Here is a 26,357-nt window from a genome sequence, read left to right as displayed (position 1 = left end):
CTCCAGTGTGCCCAGCCAACCCGGGCCGCTTAGCGGAGGGGGACGATGTCATCGACACCCATGCGCGCAGCATCGGCCGATTCGTCGTCGGGCTGCTGTTGGCTGAGCCGTTCAGCTTCCACCCGGGCCAGGTAGTGCTTGATTTCGCTTTCCCGCTGCGCGTCGCTCCAGCCAAGAATTTCTCCCATCAGCTTAGCGACAACGGGGACCGCGGAAACACCTCTGTCCCACGACTCGATCGAGATGCGGGTGCGTCGGGTCAGGACATCATGGACATGCCGGGCACCCTCATGAGTCGCGGCATAGACGACCTCTGCTGCCAAATAGTCGTCTGCCCCCGGCAGCGGATCGGCCATGGCCGGGTTGTCCTTGATGATCGCCAGGACTTCCGGGGTCATGGAGCCATAGCGGTTGAGCAAATGTTCCACCCTTGCGACGTGGACCCCGGCCTCATCTGCGGTTCTTGCCCGCCGGTTCCATGCAGCTTTGAACCCCTCAGCGCCCAGGAGCGGGATGGTGTCGGTGCAGCTCGCTGGTACGCGCTCGTCCATGGCCCGGGTCGCTTCGTCCACCGCGTCCTTCGCCATGACCCGGTACGTGGTGAACTTTCCGCCGGCAACCACCACCAGGCCTGGAACGGGGTGCGCCACCACGTGTTCGCGTGAAAGTTTGGCCGTGGAGTCGCTCTCCCCCGCCAGCAGCGGACGCAGGCCCGCGTACACGCCCTCAACATCCTCACGGGTCAGGGGACGCTTCAAGACACGATTGACGTGTTCAAGAACATAGTCGATGTCCTTCGTGGACGCGGCAGGGTGCGCCTTGTCGAGTTTCCAGTCGGTGTCCGTTGTGCCGATGATCCAGTGCCGCCCCCAGGGGATGACGAACAGCACGGATTTTTCGGTCCTCAGGATCAATCCCACCGTGGACTGGAAGCGGTCGCGCGGGACCACAAGGTGTATGCCTTTGGAGGCCCGGACCTTGAGCTGGCCACGATCCGTCACCATGGCCTGGGTCTCGTCCGTCCAGACTCCCGTGGCATTGACCACTTGCTTGGCGCGGACTTCGATGATGCTGCCGTCTTCCTGGTTTTCCACCTTGGCGCCCACCACGCGTTCGCCTTCGCGCACGAACGACACCACGCGCATCCTGTTCACGGCATGCGCACCGTAACGCGCGGCAGTGCGGACGACATTGACCACCAGCCTGGCGTCGTCGACCTGTGCATCGTAATAGCGGATGGAGCCGACGAAGGCATCGCTCTTGAGGCTGGGTGCGGCCCTCAGTGTTCCGCGCCGGAAGAGGTGTTTGTGCATGGGCACGCCGCGGCTGTGGCCGGAGGTGAGGCCAAGAGTGTCGTAGAGGAAGATCCCGGCACCAACGTAGGGCCGCTCCCAAAAACGCCGGGTCAGCGGGTACAGGAACGGAACCGGCCGGACAAGGTGAGGTGCGATCACTTGGATCAGCAATCCGCGTTCCTGGAGAGCTTCCTGGACCAGCGCGAAGTCCAGCATTTCCAAGTAACGCAACCCGCCGTGAATCAGCTTCGAGGACCTTGACGACGTGCCCGAAGCCCAGTCCCGGGCCTCGACAATGCCGACGGACAAACCGCGGGTCACCGCGTCCAAAGCCGCACCGGCCCCGACTACGCCTCCCCCGACAATCAGGATGTCGAGTTCCTTGCCAGGCTCGGTGGTGCCCTTGAGAACTTCGATGGATCTGGCCCGCGCCTGGGGACTCAATGCACCCGTTGGTGCATCATCCCTTTGCGAACCATCTGCAACACTGCTCATTGGACGCCTCCCATCGCACAAAGCCCGTAGTTCCCCACACTACTTCTTGTCCAGCGGCTTGGGCAGGGTTTTCGCGTGAGCTCCAGAGCGGCCCGAGCGGAAGCTACCCGCCAGAGTAAGGCGAGACGACGACGTCGACCCGCTGGAACTCTTTCAGGTCCGAATAGCCGGTGGTCGCCATGGAACGGCGAAGCGCGCCGATCAGGTTGGACGTGCCGTTGGTGTGGTGGCCCGGCCCGAAGAGTACTTCTTCGAGGGGACCGACAGTGCCAACGTTGACCCTGTCGCCGCGGGGCAGCTCTAGGTGGTGGGCTTCCTGGCCCCAGTGCCAGCCCTTGCCCGGGGCTTCTTCCGCACGGGCCAAGGCGCTGCCGAGCATGACGGCGTCGGCGCCCATGGCGATGGCTTTGACGATGTCACCCGAAGAACCCATGCCGCCGTCGGCGATCACGTGCACGTACCGTCCACCGGATTCATCCATGTAGTCGCGGCGCGCAGCAGCGACGTCGGAAATGGCGGAAGCCATGGGCGAATGGATGCCGAGTGCACGGCGCGTGGTGGTCGTTGCGCCACCGCCGAAGCCCACCAGGACGCCGGCCGCCCCGGTACGCATGAGGTGCAATGCCGGGGTGTAGCCGGCGGCCCCGCCGACGATCACGGGGACGTCGAGTTCGTAAATGAACTGCTTGAGGTTCAGCGGCTCATGGTTCTTGGAGACGTGTTCGGCCGAGACTGTGGTGCCACGAATGACAAAAATGTCGACGCCGGCGGCCACCACGGTCTTGTAGTGTTCCTGGGTACGCTGTGGCGTCAGCGAGCCTGCCACGGTCACGCCGGAAGCACGGATTTCCGCGAGCCTGGTGGTGATCAGTTCGGGCTGAATGGGGGCCTTGTAGAGTTCCTGCATGCGTCGGGTGACGGTCGGGCTGGCCGTTTCATCCGCAAGGGCAGAGATCTCGTCCAGCACGGACTGGGGGTCCTCATACCGCGTCCACAAGCCCTCGAGGTCCAAAACGCCCAGGCCGCCCAGCTGGCCAAGGGCGATGGCCGTTTCAGGCGACATCGCGGAATCCATGGGTGCGGCGATCACTGGCATCTCGAACTTATAGGCATCAATCTGCCATGAGACGGAAACGTCCTTGGGGTCGCGCGTCCGGCGGTTGGGGACGATCGCGATGTCATCCAGGGAGTAGGCACGACGCCCACGCTTGCCACGGCCAATCTCAATCTCGTAAGTCACTGCTCTAGGTTATCCCAGTGCGGCGCGATGTACCGGCAGAGTGACGTACAGCATGACAACGGGCGATACCTCGTAAATAGGCGAGCCCGCCACCTCCATCTGGGAGGTGGCGGGCTCACTTGAAACTGCCTGTGACAGGAATTACGCCTAGCGGGAACCGTAGTTCGGGGCCTCGACGGTCATCTGGATATCGTGCGGGTGGGACTCCTTCAGCCCGGCCGCGGTGATGCGCACAAACTTGCCGCGTGCTTTGAGCTCGGCGATGGTCGGTGCACCCGTGTAGAACATGGTCTGGCGCAGGCCGCCGACCAGCTGGTATGCCACTGAGGACAGCGGGCCGCGGTAGGCGACGCGGCCTTCGATGCCTTCCGGGATGAGCTTGTCATCGCCGGAAACGTCCGCCTGGAAATAGCGGTCCTTCGAGTAGGACGTGTTCTTGCCACGGGACTGCATGGCACCCAGGGAACCCATGCCGCGGTAGCTCTTGAACTGCTTGCCGTTCACGAAGATCAGCTCACCCGGCGACTCGTCGCAGCCAGCCAGCAAAGAGCCGAGCATGACCGTGTCGGCACCGGCCACGAGGGCCTTGCCGATATCGCCCGAGTACTGCAGACCGCCGTCGGCGATCAGCGGAACACCGGCAGGGATAGCGGCCTTCGAGGACTCGTAGATGGCCGTGATCTGGGGAACGCCTACACCGGCAACAACGCGCGTGGTGCAAATGGAGCCCGGGCCCACGCCCACCTTGATGCCGTCGGCGCCAGCGTCGATCAGTGCCTGGGCGCCTTCACGAGTGGCAGCCTGGCCACCGATGATGTCAACGTGCGCGGCAACTGGGTCGGACTTCAGGCGCGTGATCAGGTCCAGGACACCCTGCGAGTGGCCGTTGGCGGTGTCCACGAAGAGCGCGTCGACACCGGCGTCGATCAGGGTCATGGCCCGTTCCCAGCCATCGCCGAAGAACCCGATGGCGGCGCCGACGCGGAGACGGCCTTCCTCGTCCTTCGTCGCGAGCGGGTACTGCTCCGCTTTGGTGAAGTCCTTCGTGGTGATAAGGCCTTTGAGGCGTCCCTGCTCGTCAACGAGGGGCAGCTTCTCGATCTTGTTGGTGGCCAGCTTGTGCGAGGCTTCTTCGCGGCTGATGCCGACGTGGCCCGTGATGAGCGGCATCTTGGTCATGACGTCGCTGACCAGCCGCAGCGCGAAGTCGGACTCCGGTACGAAGCGGGTGTCGCGGTTGGTGACAATACCCAGCAGACGGCCGTCCGGGTCGATGACAGGGAGGCCGGAAACCCGGTAACGGGAACACAGTTCGTCCAGTTCCTGAAGGGTGGCTTCCGGGTGGATGGTCAGCGGGTTGGTGATCATCCCGGACTCGGAGCGCTTGACGCGGTCGACGTGGTCGGCCTGGTCTTCGATCGACAAGTTGCGGTGGATCACGCCAAGGCCGCCCTGACGGGCCATGGCGATGGCCATGCGGGACTCGGTGACGGTGTCCATGGCGGCTGACAGCAACGGCGTCTGGACCGAAATCCGCTTGGAGATCCGGGAGGAAGTATCAGCTTCTGACGGAATGACGTTGGTGTGGCCCGGCAGCAGCAGCACGTCGTCGTAGGTCAGGCCGACAAAGCCAAAGGGATCGTGTTCGGGCTGGGTCATGAGTGCGCCTCTTACCTTGGTTCTTGGGGGTTGCTCTGGTAGGGGTTGCAGCTGATGACCAGCCCGTCATTACGGGACTGGCCTGTGCAGAAAGGTTCTGAATAAATAGTAGAACCTCGCCGCCGATCCCCATATTCCGCGAGGGCAATGTGAGCAACAGCACCCGGCACCCGCCTACGAGCAACCCGGCTGCTCAGCTCCGGCGGCCTAGCTCCACCCGGTCGCGGCCATGAACGCCTTCTCAAAGTATGGGGTCAAGGTCTTCATGTATGTGGCGGTCACGTGGTTGTCGTCCTTGTAGACCATCACGTTGCCGATCACTGCCGGACAATTCGCATCGGGGCAGAAATACTTCGAAAGGTCCAGGAATTTCGTGTCGGGCATTCCCGCGGCCACCGCCCCCGTCGGGGAATCTTCGGAGTAGATTTCGGCACGCTGGGAACCGCAGGCAACATATGCTCCCGGGTTCTTCTCCAGGCAGGCCGGAACTGGCTGGGCTGCGCGTGGAGTGTCGCGGAAGGCAACCACTTGGATTCCGGCGTCGTTAAGCGTCTTTACCTCCGTGACCCAAGAGGGATCGAGCCGCTCGGGGACGTTGCTCTGCGCATTGGTTCGCGTACTCGTTGTCACCACAACATCCGGCTTCATCTTCAGGACCTCTGCGAGCGTGGCCTTGTTGAAGTCAACGCAAGCCTGCGTAATGTCCGCCGCAGTGTCCTCGCCAAGCGGGCAATATCCCTTCGTGATGGACGTCAGGCTCCAATTGTTCTTTGCGGCCATCGTAAGCAGCGGCGTGTTCAGCACGTGTGCGTGCGAACTACCTATGACCACCACGCTTTTCGTCCCGTTCTTGATCCCGTTGGTGCATCGGTTGACGAATTCCTGCGGGTCCGCCGTCCCCGTGCAGGGAGTCGGGAAAACCGGCCAGTCACCATCAACTGCGGTCATGCTTGGAACCAAGGGCACCCCCGGATCGGGGGTGTACACGAAGTCCCCGCCGACGGCGGCCGCTCCGGGGTTGCGGGCATCCATGTTTGCGACCAGCGCGCGGTTTGTCTGCTCGATCTGCAGGGGCCAACCCGCCAGCGGCAGAATAGCCACGGTCCCTACCGCAACCAGCGAAATCACGCTTCTGCGCCGGTTGGCCTCGGGCCACTTCCACTCCCGCAACGGCTTCTCGATGAACCTCGTGGTCAGAACAGCCAAAAGGAAGGCACCAATAATAATCACCGTGCCGGACAACCAGCCAGCGTGGGTCTTGCCGGACCAAGCCAAATAGATGACCAACATGGGCCAGTGCCAAAGGTAGAGGGCGTACGAATTGTTCCCCATCCGCACGAGCGGCTTGGAACTGAGGATCCGGTCGATTCCGAATCGACTCTGGGTCTGGCCCGCTGCGAGCACACAGGCGGCGGCCAGGGTGGGCCACAAAGCCAACCACCCGGGGAAGACGCCCTCGACGTCGAGAATGAGCCCGCAGCTAAGCATCGCCAGGACGCCGATCCAGCCAAGGACGATCCTGGCCGACCTGGGTATTTTGAGCGAAGGCAGGAAGAGGGCCAGAAGAGTTCCAAGGGCAAATTCCCAAAGCCTGGCCGCCGTCGAGAAGTACTCCGCCGATTGGTCCGTAGCGGTATAAACGACCGAGTACACCAGGGAAACCAGGAAGATTATTCCGAAGATGTAACGCAGGAGGGGAACGTACGCGAGCCTGAACCTTCTCGCCGCCCAGCCTGCTCCCACAAAGATGATCGGCCAGACAATGAAGACTTGTCCTTGAATGGACAGCGACCAGAATTGCTGTAACGGGCTGGCCAGGCTGTGGTCCGCAGCGTAGTAGTTGACGGCCTGCGACTGCAGCAGGAAGTTCTCAACGTAGAAAAGTGAAGCCCAGCCCTGCTTGATGGTATCGACCCAGCGGGTGGCCGGCATGAAGAGGTAGGTGGCGGCCAGCGTTCCAACAATCACCGTGACGGCTCCGGGCAAGAGCCTCCGGAAGTGATGAAGATAGTGCTTGATCAGTTCTGTTTGCCGCCCGCCGGCATACCGTCTCGTGAACTGCGCCGTCATGAGGAATGCCGAGACCAGGAGGAAGACATCCACCCCGCCGGAGACCCGGCCAAACCAGATGTGGTACGTGACAACCATGAGGACGGCAACAGATCGAAGTCCCTGGATTTCAGGACGGAACGTCGATTTAGGTGCCGAATTCTGCGTCTCGCCGCTAGTTCGCCGAAGCGCAATCGGGCGCGTGGTTGTCAAAGTCTTGCCTCCAGGGTGCTACTCAAACCGTCTACCCTACTGATTCGAAATGTTCGTCGTCAATTGAGACCGCGTTCAACCAACTTCCTACGATCCATTAGGACACAAGCGGCTGGGAGGTTCCGGAACGTTGTCTGGGTCAATCCTCCATGCCGTCTTACCGGCCTCTGGTCGTCATCCCGCACCCCCACATGCAGGAGGCCCGGCCCCCAAAGGGGACCGGGCCTCGCGCATCGAGCAACCAATATTAGTGGCTGTGGCCTGCGTGCTCGTCTTCCTCGGCCGGCTTCTCGACAACCAGGGTCTCGGTGGTGAGAACCAAGGCTGCGATGGACGCGGCATTCTGGAGCGCGGAGCGGGTGACCTTGACGGGGTCGATCACGCCAGCGGCGATCAGGTCCTCGTACACACCGGACTTCGCGTTGAAGCCGTGGTTGTCTTCCAGCTCGGCAACCTTGGCTACGACGACGTAGCCGTCGAAGCCGGCGTTCTGGGCGATCCAGCGAAGGGGCTGGGTCAGGGCGCGGCGGACGATGCCGACGGCGGCAGCCGCGTCGCCTTCCAGTGCCTTGACGGCGGCGTCCTCGTCCAGTGCCTTGAGGGCGTGGATGAGGGCGGATCCACCGCCGGAGACGATGCCTTCTTCAAGGGCAGCACGCGTCGAGGAAACTGCGTCCTCGATACGGTGCTTCTTTTCCTTGAGCTCGACCTCGGTGGCTGCGCCGACCTTGATGACGCCGATGCCGCCTGCCAGCTTTGCGAGCCGTTCCTGCAGTTTTTCCCGGTCCCAGTCGGAGTCGGTGCGGGTCAGCTCGGCACGGATCTGGGCGACGCGTGCTGCGACGTCCTCAGCCGTACCAGCGCCGTCAACGATGGTGGTGTTGTCCTTGGTGACGGTGATCCGGCGGGCACTGCCGAGGACCTCGAGGCCAACCTGGTCCAGGGACAGGCCGAGCTCCGGGGAGACAACCTGTGCGCCGGTCAGTGTGGCAATGTCCTGCAGCATGGCCTTGCGGCGGTCGCCGAAGCCCGGAGCCTTGACGGCAACGACGTTCAGGGTGCCACGGATACGGTTCACGATCAGCGTGGACAGTGCCTCGCCGTCGATGTCCTCAGCAATGATGAAGAGCGGCTTGGCTGCCTGCAGGGCCTTCTCGAGGAGCGGCAGGAATTCCTGCAGCGAGGAGATCTTGCCCTGGTTGATCAGGATGAGCGCGTCTTCCAGAACAGCTTCCTGGCGTTCCGCGTCAGTGACGAAGTACGGGGACAGGTAGCCCTTGTCGAACTGCATGCCCTCGGTGAGGACCAGTTCGGTCTGTGTGGTGGAAGACTCTTCGATGGTGATGACACCATCCTTGCCGACCTTGCCGAAGGCCTCGGCGAGGAGCTCGCCAACCTCATCGCTCTGGGCGGAGATCGCGGCAACGCTGGCAACCTGGGTGCCTTCTACTTCGCGGGCGTTTTCCAGGAGGCGGGCAGCCACGGCCTGGACCGAAACTTCGATGCCGCGCTTGATTTCGCCAGGGGCGGCTCCGGCGGCAACGTTGCGCAGGCCCTCCTTGACGAGTGCCTGTGCCAGCACGGTGGCCGTGGTGGTGCCGTCGCCTGCGACGTCATTGGTCTTGGTGGCGACTTCCTTGGCCAGCTGCGCGCCAAGGTTCTCATACGGGTCGTCGAGTTCGACTTCGCGGGCGATCGTCACGCCGTCGTTGGTGATGGTGGGAGCTCCCCACTTCTTGTCCAGAACGACGTTGCGCCCGCGCGGGCCAAGGGTGACCTTGACGGTGTTGGCGAGCTTGTCAATGCCTGCTTCGAGCGAGCGACGGGCAGCGTCGTTAAACGCAAGCTGCTTTGCCATGGTTGTGTCCTTTCAAGACGGAAAACCCGCACCGCTGATTCGACCGGAAGACGTCCGACTCGATCTGCGATGCGGGATCCAGGGAATTACTTAACGACGATTGCCAGAACGTCGCGGGCGGACAGAACGAGGTATTCGCTGCCGCCGGTCTTGACTTCAGTTCCGCCGTACTTGGAGTAGATGACGACGTCGCCAACGGTTACGTCGACGGGTACGCGGTTGCCGTTGTCATCGAAGCGGCCGGGGCCAACTGCGACAACTTCGCCTTCCTGCGGCTTTTCCTGTGCAGTGTCCGGGATGACCAGGCCGGAAGCCGTGGTCTGCTCTGCTTCGAGCGGGCGGACAACAATGCGATCCTCGAGAGGCTTAATGGAGACCGACACTCGGATCTCTCCTTTACGTGAGGTAGTACATGGACTATCAAACCAGGGGTGCCGTGGCGGGCTTACCGTCGTCGCGGTGCCGGTAAGTGCCTGGCGGCATGATTAGCACCCGCCTAGGGAGAGTGCTAATCAAGACTCTATGTAAGCATTAGCACTCGGTCAAGGCGAGTGCCAGAATTCCGTCACGGGTGAACGTCCAAAGGGCGCTTCCGGCTCACACGCTCATTGCCCGGCGAGGTCGTCGAAGTCAACGTCCTCGCCGTCGTCGTACTCTTCCTTCGGTGCGGTTCCGCGGTTCAGGTAGAGCACGACGCCGCTTGCGAGCGCGACGACGCCGAACACCGCCAGCCCGACGATCGCTCCGATGCGGGCGCCGGTGTAGGTGTCACGGATGTCCCGGGCCTCATCCGTGGCGTCCTGGACGCTATTACCGGTCATCGAGTAGGTGGCCGCGTTGAAAGAGTCTAGGAAGAAAATAATGATCAACAGCGCGATGCAGACAACGGCAATCAAAGCACCCACGATGAGCGCAGGACGGGCATACTTGGAGAGATTTCCGGCGAATTGACGTTTATCCGGGGCAGAGGGAGAACCATTGGCGTCGTCGGGCTGGCGTACTGGGTTGTCTTCCATGGCATCAACCCTATCGGCCCGAGGGGTCCCGGATCCCTCCCGACCCCGTATGACGGGCGAGCACTAGGCTAGTTCCCATGGCTGACACATCCCCGGACCAGATTGCCCCCTTGCTGACAACGGAAGGTTGGGAACTGCTGGCGTCCTTGGGACCGTACCGCGATGGCGAAGCCTTCGCCCTGAATGCGCGCCTGCGCAAAGACGGCCACTCCCCCGCACTCGTTGCCGCCGTCCTCACCCAGTCCAGGCTCCGCACCCGGGCCGAGGCCAAGTTCGGCGAATTCGCCCGGCAGATGCTCTTCACCCAGGCCGGCCTGGAACAGGCCACCCGGCTCAATGTTGCAGCCAGGCATGCCGAACGCTTCGCCAAGGCGGGCACGCAGCACGTCGCGGACCTGGGCTGCGGGCTTGGAGCCGACTCCATGGCCATGGCGTCCATGGACATCAAGGTCACCGCCGTGGAACTCGACGAGACCACCGCCGCCTGCGCCACCATCAACCTCATGTCTTTCCCGCGCGCAACGGTGGTGCACTCCGACGCCACGGCGATGCCCCTCGACGGCGTCGACGGCGTGTGGCTCGATCCGGCGCGCCGCACGACGTCGTCGTCGGGAACCAAAAGGATCTGGGACCCCGAGGCGTTCTCGCCGCCGTTGTCCTTCGTTGAATCGCTGGCCGCTACCGGCAAGTCCGTCGGGGTCAAGATGGGCCCGGGGATGCCACACGAATCGGTTCCGGCCGGCTGCGAGGCACAGTGGGTTTCGGTGGGAGGGGACGTTACGGAAGTAACGCTGTGGTTCAACGACGTCGCCCGCCCCGGCATCCGCCGCGCCGCCCTGGTGCTCGGGCCGCAGGGGGCAGCAGAGATCACCAGCGGCGAAGATTTCGACGGCGGCCCGGTGCCCGACGTCGGGCCCGTGGAGGGATACCTGTACGAACCGGACGGCGCGGTGATCCGTGCGGGCCTGGTGGCCGACATCGCGCTCCGGCTGGGCGGCCACCTTGTAGACCAACACATTGCCTATATTTGCGCTCCGGAACTGGTGGAGACCCCCTTCGCCCGTGCCTACAAAGTCCTGGAAGTCATGCCGCTGAACGTCAAAGCCCTCAAGGCCTGGGTGAATGCCAACGGCGTCGGTGTCCTGGACATCAAGAAGCGCGGCACCTCCGTCACCCCCGAAGAGCTGCGGAAACAATTGCTGCCGGCCGGAAAGAACTCGGCAAAATCCCGCGGCAACAAAACAGCCACCCTGGTCCTCACCAGGATCGGCGAGGAAAAGGTCGCTGTTGTGGTGGAGCCCGTAGCGGCTGCCTGAGCTGGTCTCTGACCCGCGGCGCCCTATTGGGAGCGCGTGAACTCCTCAGCCGCGGCCACTTGTTCCGGTGTCGGCGTGATGCCCGTGTAGAGCACGAACTGTTCGAGTGCCTGGATCGTGGCCACTTCAGCGCCGCTGATCACGGTCTTTCCTGCCGCACGGCCGGCCTTGATGAGCGGCGTCTCTGCAGGGAGGGCGACGACGTCGAACACTACCTGCGCGGCCGCCACCGCCGCTTCGGGGAAGGACAGTGAGCCGGAGTCAGGTCCGCCGGCCATGCCGATCGGGGTCACGTTGACGAGCACGTCCGCCGTCGACTCCCCTACTTCGGCTTGCCAGCCGAAGCCATAGAGCCCCGCGAGGGCTTGCCCGAGCTTTTCATTCCGGGCAACCACGGTGACGCGGGAGAATCCGGCGTCCCGGAACGCAGCCGCGGTGGCCTTGGCCATGCCGCCGGAACCGCGGAGCAACACGGACGACGCCGGGTCGATCGCGTTGCGCTCGATCAACTGGGCGATCGCGGTGTAGTCCGTGTTGTAGGCCGTCAGTACGCCGGCGTCGTTCACGATCGTGTTGACCGAGTCGATAGCGGCGGCCGAAGCGTCCATGCGGTCGACGAGGGCGATGACGTCTTCCTTGTAGGGCATCGAGACGGCGCAGCCGCGGATGCCGAGGCCGCGCACGCCGGCGATCGCGTTCGGGAGGTCGGTGGGAGCGAAGGCCTTGTAGATCCAGTTCAGGCCAAGCGCCTCGTAGAGGAAGTTGTGGAAACGCGTTCCGTTGTTGCTCGGCCGGGCAGAGAGAGAAATACAGAGCGTCATGTCTTTATTGAGGATCGGCATAACGGGGCTTCCTTCGCGTAGCGGGTTCTCTGCCCAGCCTAGACGGGGAGCTAGCCTTGGCGCGCCTTGAAGCGCGGATTCAGCTTGTTGATGACAAAGGTGCGTCCGCGCCGGCGGACAACTTGCGCGCCGGGGATCTTCTTGAGGGCACGCAGCGAATTCCTGACTTTCATGGGGTTCTCCTTCTGGGGTTTTGACTTGTTTGATTGCGGTTTTGTTCCACCGAGGCTGAAGCTCGGCTAAAGGGTGGATTCGAGTTCAAAAGGGTCGTCGAGTCCGGCGAAGCCGAGCCGCATCTCCGCTTCGCTCAGCGCGCATCCGTCCAGGAGTGCCCGGATTTCGGCGGCGTCGAGGTCTTCCCCTCGTCCGGTCACGGCCAGCACGGTGCCCCGGTCGCCGAAGCGGGGATGCCAGTCAAGGGCGGCGTCGACGTCGGGGAATCCCTTTCCGTGCTGCAGGCCTTTGCCGTCGGGGACAGGGCCGGTGCCGGCGTCCGCGAGCCACTCGCCGGTGCTCTCGAGCCAGACGCGCGGCCCGATTCCCTGCACCGCGATCCGGACCTTGGCCGCGGAGGCAATCCACAAGCGGCCCCGCATCCAGTGGCATCCCTCGGCCAACTTGGGTAGCGCCTCCTGGAAGCGTCCTGGATGAAGCGGACGCTCCACCTTGTGGAGCACGGTCCGGAAACTCCCCGACTCCTCCTCGAGCGGAACCCTCACGGAACCACGGCGAACCCTGGCGAGAGCCTCGGCGCCGTCGTAGCAGCCGGGGCGGAAGTCGTCGTCGCTCGCGGAAATGGCGGCGTGCGGCGCAAGCTGCCCGAGTAGTTCCAACCCTTGGGCCCAGGCCTCGCTCGAGTCCGGGCGCAAGCCTGCCAGCTCCGCCCCAAGACCGGCGTGCACCATGACGGTATCCGCGTGGCCCAATTCCCCGATGAAAAATTCTCCGCTGGTGCGCTCATCGTCGGGCATGGCCGTGAAGCCGGATTCATACAGCGTGTGCTTGTCCCAGATGTGGTCTTCCAGTCCGGAGGGATCGATCGCCAACACGGCGTTGTCGATGACGGCGGGCCGTTCCAGGCCGCGCTTGAGTTCCGCCACCGCCATGTCCACGGAGACACCGGGCGGCAGGCCCAGGACGATGTGGTCATGGCCGGAGGACGCGAGGCGTTCCGCCGTCGGGACAACATCGAGGCGGACCGTGCAGCTGAGGCAACCGTGTTCCAAAGTGGTTTGCCCCTGTTCTACCAGTTCGCCATTGCGGAAGATCCTTCGCAGGACGATGGAGCCGTCCAGGAGGTCGTGCAGGACCACGACCGAATCGCGGTGGGTCCGCCCAAGCCTGGTGGTGGCTGCTTCGCGGCATTGGCTGTCCAGTGAGCTGACAACAGAAAGATGCATGCTTCATCTTAGATGCAAATCATTCTCATTAGCAAGCCGATTCGTTTTCCTGTTTTACCTCGCGGTACCCATCATGCGGTACCGTACCGCCCCTGCATTAGACTTGAGCCAACCGCTGACGGCCCCACGGCGGGCATTGCTCAGGGCGTTTTTGGCAAATACCGAGGGGACCCACGTGCAGATTGATTTCGCTTCATCCAGGCAGTCGACCCTGGGGGTGGAATGGGAGCTCGCGCTCGTCAACGCACGCACCGGCGAATTGGTCTCGGTGGCGAATGAGGTCCTGCGGGGCGTGGCATCGCGGCATCCGGACTTGAACGAAGACGACGAGCATCCGCACATCAAGCGGGAATTGCTCCTGAACACCGTGGAACTTGTCACAGGCGTGTGCAACACCGTCAAGGAAGCCAAGGAAGACCTCGCCCGCTCCCTTCAGGCGGTCAGGGAAGTCACCGACCCCATGGGTGTCGAGCTTTTCTGCGCCGGAAGCCATCCTTTCAGCCCGCCGCAGCTTCAGCCCGTCTCGGACAAAGCACGCTATGCCAAGCTGATCGACCGCACCCAATGGTGGGGACGGCAAATGGTCATCTACGGAGTCCACGTCCACGTCGGCCTGGACCGAAGGGACAAGGCGCTCCCCATCCTCGATGGCCTGGTCAACTACTTCCCCCATTTCCAGGCATTGTCCGCTTCGAGCCCGTTCTGGGGCGGCGAAGACACTGGCTATGCGTCACAACGCGCCCTCATGTTCCAGCAACTGCCCACGGCCGGACTGCCTTTCCAGTTCCCCAGCTGGGCCGAATACGAGTCCTATGTCCAGGACATGTTCACTACTGGAGTGATCGACACCCTGTCTGAAATTCGCTGGGACATCCGTCCCGTGCCGAACTTGGGCACCATCGAGATGCGCATTTGCGACGGCCTGGCCACCCTCGAAGAAGTCGGCGCTGTTGCAGCCCTGACCCAGTGCCTGGTGGACGAGTTCTCCACGATCCTGGACAACGGCGGCAGCATTCCGACCATGCCGCCGTGGCATATCCAGGAAAACAAGTGGCGCGCCGCCCGTTACGGCATGGAAGCGATCATCATCCTCGACGCCGAGGGCAACGAGCAGCTCGTCACTGAGCACTTGAAGGAAACGCTGCTGCGCCTGGCGCCTGTCGCCGAGAAGCTGGGTTGCTCGGCGGAACTGGCCGACGTCGAAAAGATCATCGCCCGCGGAGCAGGCTACCAGCGCCAGCGCCGCGTCGCGGCCCAGCACGACGGCGATCTTCACGCGGTCGTCCAGGATCTCGTGCAGCAGATGCGGTCCGTCCCGACCGCATAGCCTCCGGCCGGGTTCCCGCGCCTACACCGAAACCGTGGTCACCGGCAGGGACGAATCCGGAGCGAACGCGACGCCGCTGGGACCGATACCCGCCATGATGAGCTGCGAGCCCAAGGCAGCGACCATGGCACCATTGTCGGTGCACAGCGCCAGCGGCGGCACATGCAGGGTGATACCCGCCGCATCGCAGCGCTGCCCGGTCAGCTCACGGAGCCGGGAGTTGGCTGCAACGCCGCCGCCCAGCAGGAGGTCCGTGATGCCGTTCTCCTTGCAGGCCAGCACAGCCTTGGACGTTATGACGTCCACCACCGCTTCCTGGAATGCAGCGGCGATATCGGCAACGGGAACGTCCTCACCGCGCGCTTCGAACTGTTCAACGCAGCGCGCGACGGCGGTCTTGAGGCCGCTGAAGGACCAATCGTAGCGATGCGGTCCCGGCTCCTCCGCGGTTCCCATGTACTTGGGTTGCGTCAGGCCGCGCGGGAAGCGGATGGCCTTGGCGTTGCCTTGCTTGGCGAGTTTGTCGATGGCCGGTCCGCCCGGGTAGCCAAGGCCCAGAAGCCTCGCAACTTTGTCGTAGGCCTCCCCTGCGGCGTCGTCGATCGTGGAACCGAGCATCTCGACGTCGTCGGTGATGCTGCGGATGCGCAGGATTTCCGTATGCCCGCCGGAAACCAGCAACGCACCGAGATTTTCCGGCAGCCGACCGCCCGGAACGGCTCCCCCGGTGGCGCCGTCAAGGAGCCCGACGCCGACATGCGCCACCAAGTGGTTGATCGCGTAGAGCGGCTTGCCCGTGGCAACAGAGAGGGCTTTGGCCGCACAGACACCCACCATGAGCGCCCCCGCCAAGCCGGGCCCGGAGGTCACGGCAATGGCGTCGATATCGTCCAAAGCCACCCCGGCCTCGTGCAGGGCCTCCTGCAGCGTGGGAACAAAAGCGTCCAGGTGCGCACGCGAAGCGATCTCCGGAATGACGCCGCCAAAACGGACATGCTCATCCATCGAAGAGGACACCGTGTTGGTCAGCAGGGTGGTGCCCCGGACAATCCCGACGCCGGTTTCGTCGCAGGAGGACTCGATCCCCAGCACGAGCGGCCGGATGGTGGCGGGGTGGTTCATGCCGGTGTTCCTTCAGTCAATGTGAGCCTCATGATGAGGGCGTCCGTGCCGTCACGGTAGTAGCGCCGACGGACGTGGATCTGCTCGAAGCCGAAGCGCACGTACAGTGCCTGAGCTCGTGGATTGTCGGCACGGACCTCCAGGAGCACTTCCACCGCGCCGCGCCGTCGGGATTCTTCGATCAGTTCCGTGAGGATGGCGGAGCCAATTCCCTTGCCTTCGAATTCGGGCACGACGGCGATCGTCTGCACGTCCGCGATCGGCTCGATGCACATGAGCCCGGCGTAGGCCACAATCTGGCCGTCGGCTTCGGCCACTACGTAGCGGCGGGTATCAACCTGGGCAAGTTCGTCGAAGAACATCTGCATCGGCCAGGCGTCCACCGGGAAGAGCCGGCGCTCCAAGACCTCGACCGCGGTGACGTCGTCGGCGGTCATGTCGCGCAAGGTCACGCCGTCGAGCTTGAACTGGTACGAGGGGTTCACAGGGCACGCTTTCTAGGGCCCGGCACTTGCGCGTCGGATTCCCGCAAATACAAGGGTGTGGAATCCGGCAGTTCCGCGCCGGCCGTCAGGAGGGCCATGGCGAACTGGCCCAACGAGGCGGCGTCGGGCTGGGTGGTGCTGAATTCCTCGTTCGCGTTGACGACGTCCGCGTAGATGCCGCCGCCGGCACCGAAGACGGGGAGATCGGGCAACTCCGAGGCGAACCCGACGTGCGGACCGTCCACGAGTTGCGGTAGCTGGCCATCATTGAGCGTGTAGCGCGCCCAGTAGACCTCCTTGCGACGGGCATCCGTGGCCACCAGGAACTCGGCCTGCGCCTCCGTTGACTCGGCCACTTCCAAAGCGATCGCGTCCAGGCTCATGAGACCGAAAAGAGGTTTGTTCCAGGCAAATGCCAACGTGCGGGCGGTTGCAATCCCTGAACGAAGGCCCGTAAACGGCCCAGGGCCAACACCGGTGACGATGAGGTCGATGTCCGCGCCGCTTACGCCGGCGTCGGCCAGAAGCTTCTCAATGCCGGGCGCCAGGACCTCGGCATGGCTGCGGGTGTCCTCCGTGGCGAAGGACTCCACCACACCCTCCATGGCATCGTCCGAGATGAGTGCCGCACTCGCCACGGCCGAAGTATCAATGGCCAAGATCAGCATCAGGCGTTCTCCTCCAGTATTTCGGGCACGGCGCTCCAGCGAGGGCCAAAGCCGCGGAAAACGATGGCGCGGGGTTCGTCGTCGTCCTCCGGGTCGAAGTCCAGCACGGCGTCCTGGCCTGCTTCCGGGCGGGTTACTGCCCTCTCCGCGCCGCCCATTGTCCGGTGCATTTCGATGTCCAGGCGACTATCCGAAAGGTGTTCCACGCGTTCGCGCCCCCACTCGACCACTGTCACGGAGTTGTCCATCGTGTTTTCGAGGTCGATGTCGTCGATTTCCGCGGCGGACGCCAGCCGGTAAGCATCAACGTGGACCAGATCGGGGCCGCCCGGGCGCGGTCCGTCCGGCAGGTTGGGGTGGATGCGCACCAGGACAAACGTGGGCGAGATGACGCCGGCACGGACGCCCAGTCCTTCGCCGAGTCCCTGGGTGAAAGTGGTCTTGCCGGCACCGAGTTCGCCTGTCAGGACCAGCAGGTCACCGGGCTCAAGGACCCCGGCGAGCGCCGAGCCCAAAGCGTGCGTCTGCTCCGCCGTCGCGACCTTGACGGTCCGTTCCCACAAGGCCTCGCTCACCGGGGTCTTATCAATCGGGGCCCCGCTCACCGGGCATCCGCCCCCGAGGTTTCGTTGATGTAGATGCGCGGGACGCGCGGACTGATGCGGGTGACAATCTCATAGTTGTTGGTTCCCGCGGCGGCGGCCCAGTCGTCCGCCGTCGGGCCGCCGTCGGCGCCGTCACCAAACATGACGGCTTCGGCGCCCAGCCAGGCGGCTTCGTCGGTCACCGCGTTCCCAAGGTCGATGACCATCTGGTCCATGGCGATCCGGCCCACAACGGGGTAGTTGACTCCGTTGACCCGGACCGGTCCGCCGGTGGCGACCCGCGGCACGCCGTCGGCGTATCCGAGCGGGATCAGGCCCAAGGCGCTCTCACCGGACGTCCGGTAGTTGAGTCCGTAGGACACGCCCTGGCCTTCGGGCACCCGCTTGCAATTGGAAACGAGGGTGCGCACTGTCATGGCGGGGCGGAGACCAAGTTCCGCGGAGTTTTGTCCTTCGAAAGGGGACAGTCCGTAGAGCCCGAGCCCCACGCGGACGAGGTCGAAATGGGCATCCGGACGCGAAAGCGTGGCGGGCGTGTTGGCCAGATGCCGGACCTCGGTGTCCACTCCGGCGTCCTCGGCCACGGCAATTGCTTCCCGGAAAGCTGCCAACTGCTCATCAGTCTCGGGACGGTGCGGTTCATCGGCCACGGCCAAGTGCGAGAAGATGCCCACCACGCGCAGGAGGCCCTCGTCCTGGTACTCCATGGCCTGGCCCACCAATTTGTCCCATTGGGCGATGGTGGAGCCGTTGCGGCCCAGGCCGGTATCAACCTTGAGGTGGATGCGGGCCGGTCGTTCCTGTTCGCGTGCCGCCGCGACGACCGCGTCCAGCTCCCAGCCGGATATCCCGACGTCGACGCCGGCGGCGACTGCCGCCTGGAAGTTGCTTTGGGTGGTGTGCAACCAGGCGAGCATGGGGGCGTCGATTCCAGCAGCGCGCAGCGCCAAAGCCTCCGAAATATGGGCAACGCCAAGCCATCGGGCGCCGGCTTCAAGGGCTGCCCGCGCCACCTGCACCGCACCGTGCCCATAGGCGTCGGCCTTCACGACGGCCATGACGGTTGCGGGCGAGGCGATAGCCACGAATTGGCGTACGTTGTGCCGGATGGCGTCCAAGTCGATGACGGCTGATCGTTCGAGGACCGTTGCCGAACCCGTTTTCGTCGAGGGCTCGAAACTGGCAGCTGCTTCGTAAGTCACCCTCACGATTCTAGTGCCGCGACGGCGTGCGGGTTGACTGGGGTGAGCGGGTCGATTGGAGGTAAGCGCCGCTCAAGCGTCCGAGTTGTGGGCGATCGTGGCTGTTGCACGACGTTGGGCCCCGGGCGGGACATCCGCCACAATGTCCTCGAGGAAAGCGAACCGTTTGAGCCACTGGCTGGACTGCCGCTCCCTCCGGGCGTTCGCTCGCTGCCACCAATCGGCGATGTCTCCCCAACCAGGCGCAGCAAGCGAGCCACCTACTTCCTGCACCGCCAGCGAGGCGCAAAGGTTGGCAAAACGGAGCCGGTCTCCCAAAGGCCATCCGGCCAGGCAACCCACAACAAACGCCGCACCGAAGCAGTCGCCCGCTCCTGTGGGGTCGTACGCCGTCACGGGAAGGGACGGCACCCATTCCTCCTCGCCGGTTTCGGAATCCACGGCCATGGCTCCCTGCGCTCCCAACGTCACTACAGCCACCGGAACCCGGTCGGCGAGCGTGTAGAGCGCAGACCATGGGTTGTCCTTGCCGGTGAAGGCCATTGCTTCCCGTTGGTTCGGCATGAAGGCGTGGAAATTGCTGAGCTGGTCCAGCCGCTTCGACGACCACTCTCCCGTCGGATCCCATCCGGCGTCGCCAAAGAGTTTGACCCCGGCTTTCCTCGCCGCCAGCATCCAGGGTTCTGGCTCCTCGCCGAGATCCGCGACGGCGGCGAGGGCCTTGGGCGGATCGCCAATCAGTTGAGAAGCGCTCATGGGCGAGGGATGTCCGTGAGTGACCATCGAACGATCCTGATCCACGCACAAGGAGACGGTGACCGGGGAATGCCAGCCCTCGAACCGCCTGGACAGGGAGAGATCCACGTGCTCCTGGCTTTCCAGGATCCGCCAGTTGAAGTCCCCGTATCCGTCATCCCCGAAGGCCGCCGCGAGGCTGGTCCGCAGCCCAAGCCGGGCAGCCGCGATAGCCTGGTTGGCCACGCCGCCGGGGCAGGTCCCCATGCCTTGGCTCCACACTTCGGTCCCCGGTTCAGGGCTGCGGTCCAGTCCGGTAAAGATAATGTCCTGGAACACGGTGCCTGTCAGCAGGAGATCGCAGCCTGACTCGGCCCCGTCCTCCCCCGCATCCCCCCGGATAGCGGCGAGGGGGTCGAATCCAGTCCTGGGCGTTGCGTCCATGCACGGCACACTACGCCGCGGCCACGATTGTGCAAAGGACCGCGGGAGTCCCGGGGCCGGCTAGAGCTCCTGGTACATGACGTGCAGCCCCACGTAGCCAAGGGTCGGATGCTGGAAGGCCTCGGGGATAGTCGCCAGGATGCGGAAGCCCATGGACTGCCACAGGCCCACTGCGCGGACGTTGCTTTCGACGACCGCGTTGAACTGCATCGCCTTGAACCCGGCATCCCGGGCGGCAACCAAGGAATAGGCACAAAGTGCTCGGGCGATTCCCTGCCCGCCGTGATCGGCATGGACCATGTAGCCGGCGTTGGCTACGTGGCTTCCGCCGCCGCCCTGGTTGGCGTGCAGTTCACCGGTACCCAGCACGTCGCCGTCGCGCACTGCCACAAAGGTCAGGCCGGGCGCTTCCTTGAACCATTTGATCCGGGCAGCTTCTTCGGAAGTGTCGCGGTCCCACGTGAAGGTCTCCCCTGCCTGGATCACGGGTTCCAGGACGGCCCAGATCCCGGGCCAGTCGCTTGCCCGGGCGGGCCGGATCTCGTAGCTAACGGCCGCCGACATTCCTGCTTCGCTGTTTGAGTGGCTCACCTCCGTTACGGTATCAGCTCGCCGTGCACTGCCTGCCCTGTCGGGCCGGCTGCAATGCCAGGGAGGTCAGGAGTAGTGTTTTCGCTGGGACGCAGGGGATTTATCGCTTTGCGGGCTTGTTGAATTGCGTTGGATATAGGAGGTAGCGGTGTCGTTGATCCGTCGCGTTGCCTTCCTGTCACTCCACACTTCGCCCATGGAGCAGCCGGGTTCGGGCGATGCGGGCGGCATGAATGTCTACGTCCGGGCGCTGGCCATCGCGTTGGCGGATCTCGGCGTGGAGGTAGAGATCTTCACGCGTTCGACGTCCGCCGGGCAGCCCGCCGTCGAGCATCCCGGTCCGGGTGTCTGCGTCCACAACGTCTTGGCAGGCCCGCCCCGGAAACTGCCCAAGGAGGAACTTCCCGAGCTCCTCCACGCCATGGTTGCCGAAGTCGAGAGGATCCGGCAGCGGCAACCGCACGGCCGTTACGACGCCATCCATTCGCACTACTGGGTGTCCGGTGTGGCCGGCCTTGAACTCTCCGCATTGTGGAACGTGCCGCTGATCCACACGATGCACACGATGGCGAAGGTCAAGAACCTGGTGCTCGAATCCGGCGAGCGGCCCGAACCGCGAGTGCGTGAAGACGGCGAACAGAGGATCGTGGATGGAGCCACGCGCCTCGTGGCCAACACTCCCGCCGAAGCCCAGGAGCTTGTATCGCACTACGACGCCGATTTCGACCATATCGACATCGCTCCCCCCGGCGTTGACCTGACCGTGTTCACTCCCGCGTTCCGGGCCCGGTCCCGCGCCGAGCTTGGCGTGCGGCCCGGCAGTTTCCACCTGCTCTTCGCCGGACGCATCCAGCGGCTCAAAGGCCCGCAGGTTTTCATCGAAGCTGTTGGCATCCTCCGCAAGAGGCGGCCAGACATCGACCTCGAACTCACCATCCTGGGCGCCTTGAGCGGCGCCAAGGACTTCAATCTGCAGTCCTTCATTACGGCCGCGGGGCTCGACGACGTCGTAACGCACCGCGCGCCGGTCAAGGCGCCGAAGCTGGCGGGCTGGTTCCGTTCGGCCGACGTCGTCGTGATGCCTTCCTTCAGCGAATCGTTCGGGCTGGTTGCCCTTGAGGCGCAGGCCTGCGGCACCCCGGTGGTGGCTACCAACGTGGGCGGCCTGTCCCGTGCCGTTGCCGACGGGCGGACGGGTATTTTGGTTGACGGCCACGATCCCTCCCGCTGGGCCGACGTCATCGAAGCCTTGTACGACGATCCCCGCACCCGCGAAGACATGGGCCGTGCCGCTGCCGTTCATGCGGAGGCCTTCGGCTGGCACAGGACAGCAGCCATCACGCTCGAGAGCTACCACGCAGCCATCGGTGCGGTCCTCGTCCGCCCAAGCTAAACCCTCGCTCACTTATAAGCCCCCTCCCGGCGACGCCCGCTCACCTATAAGGGCAATTCCCCAAACGCTCGCTCACCTATGAAGTCAATTCCCCAAACCCTCGCTCACCTCGGGGACCCGACTGATAGATTGTCGCGGACAGTGTTCCGCACGGAGTTGAGGACAAGGATGTCTGAAAACAAGATCTTGAGCGACCTTGAAATTGCCCAGAACGCAGCGATACGTCCCATCGAGGAGATCGCGGGGCGTGCCGGGATCAACGTCGATGCATTGGAACTGTACGGCCGGTTCAAGGCGAAAATCGATCCCGCCAAGCTCCGTCTCCCGGATGCCAAACGCGCGGGCAAGATAGTCCTCGTCTCGGCTATGTCTCCGACGCCGGCGGGTGAGGGAAAATCGACAACCACGGTAGGCCTCGCCGATTCCTTGGCGCGGGCCGGTCACCGGGTGATGATCGCGCTGCGCGAACCGTCCCTTGGACCGATCCTGGGCATGAAGGGAGGTGCGACCGGTGGCGGCTACTCCCAAGTTCTCCCCATGGACGAGATCAACCTGCATTTCACCGGCGACTTCCACGCGATCACCTCGGCCAATAACGCCCTCATGGCCCTCGTGGACAACCACATCTTCCAAGGCAACGAGCTCAGCATTGATCCCCGCCGCATGACCTTCAAACGGGTCCTTGATATGAACGACCGCTCGCTGCGCGAGGTCATCATTGGCCTGGGCGGACCCGCTCAAGGAGTGCCGCGACAGGACGGTTTCGACATAACCGTCGCCTCCGAAATCATGGCTGTCTTCTGCCTCGCGACGGACTTGGATGATCTTCGCGAGCGCCTCGGCCGCATCACCTTCGGGTACAGCTATGACCGGCGGCCGGTCACCGTGGCCGATCTCGGTGTCCAGGGTGCGCTGACCATGCTGCTGAAGGACGCCATCAAGCCGAATCTCGTGCAGACCATCGCAGGAACCCCGGCCCTGGTGCATGGCGGCCCGTTCGCCAATATCGCGCACGGCTGCAACTCGCTCATCGCCACACGAACGGCCCAACAGCTCGCGGACATCGTGGTCACCGAAGCGGGATTCGGCGCCGACCTTGGGGCCGAAAAGTACATGGACATCAAGTCGCGCATCGCAGACGTGGCGCCATCCGCCGTCGTCGTCGTCGCGACTATCAGGGCTCTGAAGATGCAGGGCGGCGTCCCGAAGGAGCTTCTCAAGGAGCCGAACGTCGAAGCGCTCGCTGCCGGCGTCGAGAACTTGAAACGGCATGTGCACAATGTCGAGAAGTTTGGCGTCACACCGGTTGTTGCAATCAATAAATTCGCGACGGACACAACAGAAGAGCTCGAATGGCTACTGGCTTGGTGCGCCCAGGAGGGAGTGCAGGCGGCTGTGGCGGATGTCTGGGGCCGCGGTGGAGGGGGCGACGGCGGTGATGAGCTCGCAGCGAAGGTCGCCGCGGCGGTGGCGGCAGCAGCGCCGTCGGACTTCCGCCATTTGTATCCTCTGAGCCTGTCTGTGGAGGACAAGATCCGCACGATCGTACAGGAAGTCTACGGCGCCGACGGAGTGGAGTTTTCCGTCCCCGCGCTCAGGCGCCTGGCGGACATCCGGAAAAATGGCTGGAGCGGAATGCCGGTTTGCATGGCCAAGACACAGTATTCATTCACCGACGACGCCTCCCAGTTGGGTGCCCCCAAGGGGTTCACGGTGCACGTGCGCGAGCTGATTCCCAAGACCGGGGCGGGCTTCATTGTCGCGCTGACCGGTGCCGTCATGACCATGCCCGGTTTGCCCAAGGAGCCCGCCGCGATGCGGATGGACGTCGATGAGCACGGCAATCCGGTCGGCCTCTTCTGACGCTCGCTCACGAATGGGGCACTTTCGAGGGACGCTCGCTCACGAATGGGGCACTTTCGAGGAACGCTCGCTCACGAATGGGGCACTTTCGAGGAACGCTCGCTCACCTCTAGGGCACTTTCGGGAAACGCTCGCTCACCCATGGCCCCCGAGGACGACAAAATCTACAGCCGAATCCCGAGCCTGTGGATAACTTCTGCAGGCACCCGCCCATTTGCGCAACAATGCGGGTATGCGAAACGAGTTTGCCCTTCCCGCTGAACTGCTTTCAGGACCTTTCACGCTCGCCCAGGCCCAAGCCCGAGGTGTCCCGCGCGATCGCCTGCTTCGCGCCGACGTCGAACGCGTCAGCCGAAGCCTCTACCGTCCGATCGGCTGGGACTTCGATCTTGAGTCCGCGGCCCGTGCGCTCTCGGCCGCTACCCCCGGGGCCTGGATCTCCCATGTGACGGCAGCGCGCCTTCGCTGTTCCTGCCTTCCGCCTTGGCTTGCCGATTCAACGGAGCTGCACCTCAGCAAGCCGCGATCGGTGCCTGGAGCGCGCCGCAAAGGGGTGATCGGGCATAGGGTGATCGCGGCCGAGAACGAGGTCGAATCGGTTGATGGAATACGGATCAGCACGCGCCCCCGCACTTGGCTGGACATGGCCCGGCTGCTGCCTTTGAACGACCTCGTCTGTATGGGCGACGAGCTGATTCGCGTACCCCGCCAAGCGCTGGAAGGACGAGACACACCGTTCGCGACCCTTGAAGAACTGCGTGCCCTGGTGGAGCGGCATCCAAATTTACAAGGCGTCGTGCGGGCCCGGCAGGCGCTCGAACTGATGCGCGTGGGCGCGGATTCCGCGCCTGAGTCCCTGCTTCGCTTGGCTATGCTGGACGCTGGAATCCCCGAACCCGAACTTCAACTCAAGTTGCGAAGTGACGATCCGTTCTCGCCGTCGGCCGACTTGGGGTTCCGCCAAAGGCGGGTCGCCATTCAGTACGACGGCGGCCATCACCTCGCGGAGGCCCAGACACTCAGTGATCGACGCCGGAACAAAGCCTTCGAAACAGCGGGATGGACCGTCCTCGTGTTCCGCAAGGACGATTTGGCGGATGGTTTCGAGCTGGCGACCAAGAAGATCAAGAAGGCACTGCGATCGGCGTGGGTCGATCCCGCCGTCGCATCCGGCTTTGCAAGCGCCGTGTAGTGAGCGAGCGTTAAACGACAGACGCCCGCTCACGTATGTAGGTGAGCGAGCGTCAGTCAAGAACCCCACATAGGTGAGCGAGCGTCAGTCAAAAACCCGATATAAGTGAGCGAGCGTCCGGGAGGGCGGGAGGAAGAAGCGGGGTTAGCGCTCGACGTCGCCTCGGATGAAGGCCTCGACCTTGTCGCGGGCGAGGTCGTCGTTGAACTGCTCCGGCGGGGACTTCATGAAGTAGCTGGAAGCGGAGAGCAGCGGGCCGCCGATGCCACGGTCCAGGCCGATCTTGGCGGCGCGGATGGCGTCGATGATCACGCCGGCCGAGTTCGGGGAGTCCCAGACCTCAAGCTTGTACTCGAGCGATACCGGGGCATCGCCGAAGTTGCGGCCTTCGAGGCGGACGAACGCCCACTTGCGGTCATCGAGCCAGGCGACGTAATCGGACGGGCCGATGTGGACGTCGTCGGCGTGCAGGACGGCCTCGACGTTGGAGGTCACGGCCTGGGTCTTGGAGATCTTCTTCGATTCCAGGCGGTCGCGCTCGAGCATGTTCTTGAAGTCCATGTTGCCGCCGACGTTGAGCTGGTACGTGCGGTCCAGCGTGACGCCGCGGTCTTCGAAGAGCTTGGCCATGACGCGGTGCGTGATGGTGGCACCGATCTGGCTCTTGATGTCATCGCCGACGATCGGCACGCCAGCTGCGGTGAACTTGTCGGCCCATTCCTTGGTACCCGCAATGAAGACCGGCAGGGCGTTGACGAAGGCAACACCGGCGTCGATGGCGCACTGCGCGTAGAAGTGCGCGGCGTCCTCGGAACCGACAGGCAGGTAGCAGACCATGACGTCGGCCTTGGATTCGCGCAGTGCGGCGACGATGTCCACTGCCTCTTCCGGGGCCTCGACGATGGTCTCGCGGTAGTACTTGCCCAGGCCGTCCAGGGTGTGGCCGCGCTGCACGGTCACGCCAGTGGAGGGGACATCGGCGATCTTGATGGTGTTGTTCTCGCTGGCGCCGATGGCGTCAGCGAGGTCGAGGCCGACCTTCTTGCTGTCGACGTCGAAGGCAGCGACGAACTGGACGTCGTTGACGTGGTATTTGCCGAACTCAACATGCATCAGACCCGGAATTGTGGCCTGGGGGTCGGCATCGCGATAGTAGTGGACACCTTGGACCAGCGAAGCGGCGCAGTTACCTACGCCGACAATGGCGACACGAATCGGATGTGAAGACACGGAACTCCTTTGAGAACTAACCTCAGGTGCCTAGCGCGTCCGTACCTGAATGTACGACGGCGTCTTAAAGGCACAGCGCCATTCGGCGCTCTTTGCATTGTAGCCAACCCGAACGGA

General features: G+C 63.8%; 23 protein-coding genes. 5 read left to right on the top strand and 18 right to left on the bottom strand.

Annotated elements, in window-relative coordinates; genetic code table 11:
* Positions 1-29: 29 nt before the first annotated feature.
* The 7 genes from ABD742_RS04155 to ABD742_RS04125 form a co-directional block, all read right to left on the bottom strand.
* Positions 30-1,790, bottom strand: coding sequence for a glycerol-3-phosphate dehydrogenase/oxidase (locus ABD742_RS04155; protein WP_234749161.1), 1,761 nt, complete (start codon positions 1,788-1,790; stop codon positions 30-32).
* A gap of 103 nt (positions 1,791-1,893) precedes the next feature.
* The gene (locus ABD742_RS04150) at positions 1,894-3,030 is read right to left on the bottom strand and encodes a GuaB3 family IMP dehydrogenase-related protein (protein ID WP_234749159.1); all 1,137 of its coding nucleotides are present in this window, start codon (positions 3,028-3,030) and stop codon (positions 1,894-1,896) included.
* Positions 3,031-3,177: 147 nt separating this feature from the next.
* On the bottom strand, positions 3,178-4,689 hold the full coding sequence (guaB, locus tag ABD742_RS04145) for an IMP dehydrogenase (protein ID WP_234749157.1): 1,512 nt from the start codon (positions 4,687-4,689) through the stop codon (positions 3,178-3,180).
* A gap of 207 nt (positions 4,690-4,896) precedes the next feature.
* On the bottom strand, positions 4,897-6,951 hold the full coding sequence (locus ABD742_RS04140) for an acyltransferase family protein (RefSeq protein ID WP_234749155.1): 2,055 nt from the start codon (positions 6,949-6,951) through the stop codon (positions 4,897-4,899).
* Positions 6,952-7,198: 247 nt separating this feature from the next.
* Positions 7,199-8,809, bottom strand: coding sequence for a chaperonin GroEL (groL, locus tag ABD742_RS04135; RefSeq protein WP_234749153.1), 1,611 nt, complete (start codon positions 8,807-8,809; stop codon positions 7,199-7,201).
* A gap of 86 nt (positions 8,810-8,895) precedes the next feature.
* Complete coding sequence (gene groES, locus ABD742_RS04130) at positions 8,896-9,192, bottom strand: co-chaperone GroES (protein WP_133202308.1); 297 nt, start codon at positions 9,190-9,192, stop codon at positions 8,896-8,898.
* 222 nt (positions 9,193-9,414) lie between these two features.
* On the bottom strand, positions 9,415-9,825 hold the full coding sequence (locus tag ABD742_RS04125; RefSeq protein WP_234749151.1) for a hypothetical protein: 411 nt from the start codon (positions 9,823-9,825) through the stop codon (positions 9,415-9,417).
* 77 nt (positions 9,826-9,902) lie between these two features.
* Between ABD742_RS04125 and ABD742_RS04120 the strand changes: the two genes are divergently transcribed.
* Positions 9,903-11,141, top strand: coding sequence for a THUMP-like domain-containing protein (locus ABD742_RS04120; RefSeq protein WP_234749148.1), 1,239 nt, complete (start codon positions 9,903-9,905; stop codon positions 11,139-11,141).
* 23 nt (positions 11,142-11,164) lie between these two features.
* Here the strand turns inward: ABD742_RS04120 and ABD742_RS04115 are convergent, their stop codons facing one another.
* From ABD742_RS04115 to ABD742_RS04105, 3 genes are all read right to left on the bottom strand, one after another.
* Entirely contained in the window at positions 11,165-11,983 is an 819-nt protein-coding gene (locus tag ABD742_RS04115; protein WP_234749146.1) for a shikimate 5-dehydrogenase, read from the bottom strand.
* 50 nt (positions 11,984-12,033) lie between these two features.
* Positions 12,034-12,156 (bottom strand): type B 50S ribosomal protein L36, encoded by a 123-nt coding sequence (gene ykgO, locus ABD742_RS04110; RefSeq protein WP_184740519.1) that lies wholly within the window; start codon positions 12,154-12,156, stop codon positions 12,034-12,036.
* A 66-nt stretch (positions 12,157-12,222) separates the two neighbouring features.
* Positions 12,223-13,383: a GTP-binding protein gene (locus ABD742_RS04105; protein WP_234749144.1), complete on the bottom strand. Its 1,161-nt coding sequence runs from the start codon at positions 13,381-13,383 to the stop codon at positions 12,223-12,225.
* Between the two features lie 175 nt (positions 13,384-13,558).
* On the opposite strand from ABD742_RS04105, the gene ABD742_RS04100 reads away from it, so the two are divergent.
* Positions 13,559-14,710: a glutamate--cysteine ligase gene (locus tag ABD742_RS04100; RefSeq protein ID WP_234749142.1), complete on the top strand. Its 1,152-nt coding sequence runs from the start codon at positions 13,559-13,561 to the stop codon at positions 14,708-14,710.
* 21 nt (positions 14,711-14,731) lie between these two features.
* Here the strand turns inward: ABD742_RS04100 and tsaD are convergent, their stop codons facing one another.
* From tsaD to ABD742_RS04065, 7 genes are all read right to left on the bottom strand, one after another.
* Positions 14,732-15,832: a tRNA (adenosine(37)-N6)-threonylcarbamoyltransferase complex transferase subunit TsaD gene (gene tsaD / locus ABD742_RS04095; RefSeq protein WP_234749140.1), complete on the bottom strand. Its 1,101-nt coding sequence runs from the start codon at positions 15,830-15,832 to the stop codon at positions 14,732-14,734.
* Positions 15,829-16,269, bottom strand: coding sequence for a ribosomal protein S18-alanine N-acetyltransferase (gene rimI, locus ABD742_RS04090; protein WP_268818876.1), 441 nt, complete (start codon positions 16,267-16,269; stop codon positions 15,829-15,831). The genes tsaD and rimI overlap by 4 nt, the downstream gene beginning before the upstream one ends.
* A 44-nt stretch (positions 16,270-16,313) precedes the next feature.
* On the bottom strand, positions 16,314-16,985 hold the full coding sequence (gene tsaB / locus ABD742_RS04085; RefSeq protein ID WP_234749137.1) for a tRNA (adenosine(37)-N6)-threonylcarbamoyltransferase complex dimerization subunit type 1 TsaB: 672 nt from the start codon (positions 16,983-16,985) through the stop codon (positions 16,314-16,316).
* Entirely contained in the window at positions 16,985-17,560 is a 576-nt protein-coding gene (tsaE, locus tag ABD742_RS04080) for a tRNA (adenosine(37)-N6)-threonylcarbamoyltransferase complex ATPase subunit type 1 TsaE (RefSeq protein ID WP_234749210.1), read from the bottom strand. The genes tsaB and tsaE overlap by 1 nt, the downstream gene beginning before the upstream one ends.
* Before the next feature lie 26 nt (positions 17,561-17,586).
* A complete protein-coding gene (gene alr / locus ABD742_RS04075) occupies positions 17,587-18,792 on the bottom strand; it encodes an alanine racemase (protein WP_234749135.1) in 1,206 nt (401 codons plus the stop codon).
* A gap of 72 nt (positions 18,793-18,864) precedes the next feature.
* Positions 18,865-19,971: a carbohydrate kinase family protein gene (locus tag ABD742_RS04070; RefSeq protein ID WP_234749134.1), complete on the bottom strand. Its 1,107-nt coding sequence runs from the start codon at positions 19,969-19,971 to the stop codon at positions 18,865-18,867.
* A 60-nt stretch (positions 19,972-20,031) separates the two neighbouring features.
* Positions 20,032-20,535 (bottom strand): GNAT family N-acetyltransferase, encoded by a 504-nt coding sequence (locus ABD742_RS04065; RefSeq protein WP_234749209.1) that lies wholly within the window; start codon positions 20,533-20,535, stop codon positions 20,032-20,034.
* Positions 20,536-20,710: 175 nt separating this feature from the next.
* On the opposite strand from ABD742_RS04065, the gene mshA reads away from it, so the two are divergent.
* From mshA to ABD742_RS04050, 3 genes are all read left to right on the top strand, one after another.
* Positions 20,711-21,955 (top strand): D-inositol-3-phosphate glycosyltransferase, encoded by a 1,245-nt coding sequence (gene mshA / locus ABD742_RS04060; protein WP_234749132.1) that lies wholly within the window; start codon positions 20,711-20,713, stop codon positions 21,953-21,955.
* Positions 21,956-22,123: 168 nt separating this feature from the next.
* Positions 22,124-23,818: a formate--tetrahydrofolate ligase gene (locus ABD742_RS04055; protein WP_234749130.1), complete on the top strand. Its 1,695-nt coding sequence runs from the start codon at positions 22,124-22,126 to the stop codon at positions 23,816-23,818.
* A gap of 232 nt (positions 23,819-24,050) precedes the next feature.
* The gene (locus ABD742_RS04050) at positions 24,051-25,010 is read left to right on the top strand and encodes a DUF559 domain-containing protein (RefSeq protein WP_234749128.1); all 960 of its coding nucleotides are present in this window, start codon (positions 24,051-24,053) and stop codon (positions 25,008-25,010) included.
* A gap of 144 nt (positions 25,011-25,154) precedes the next feature.
* Here the strand turns inward: ABD742_RS04050 and ABD742_RS04045 are convergent, their stop codons facing one another.
* A complete protein-coding gene (locus ABD742_RS04045; RefSeq protein WP_234749126.1) occupies positions 25,155-26,240 on the bottom strand; it encodes an inositol-3-phosphate synthase in 1,086 nt (361 codons plus the stop codon).
* Positions 26,241-26,357: the final 117 nt, after the last annotated feature.

The sequence above is a fragment of the Arthrobacter ramosus genome, from assembly GCF_039535095.1.
In the GTDB taxonomy this organism is placed as follows: Bacteria; Actinomycetota; Actinomycetes; order Actinomycetales; family Micrococcaceae; genus Arthrobacter; species Arthrobacter ramosus.
This window is presented reverse-complemented; position numbering and strand designations above follow the sequence as displayed.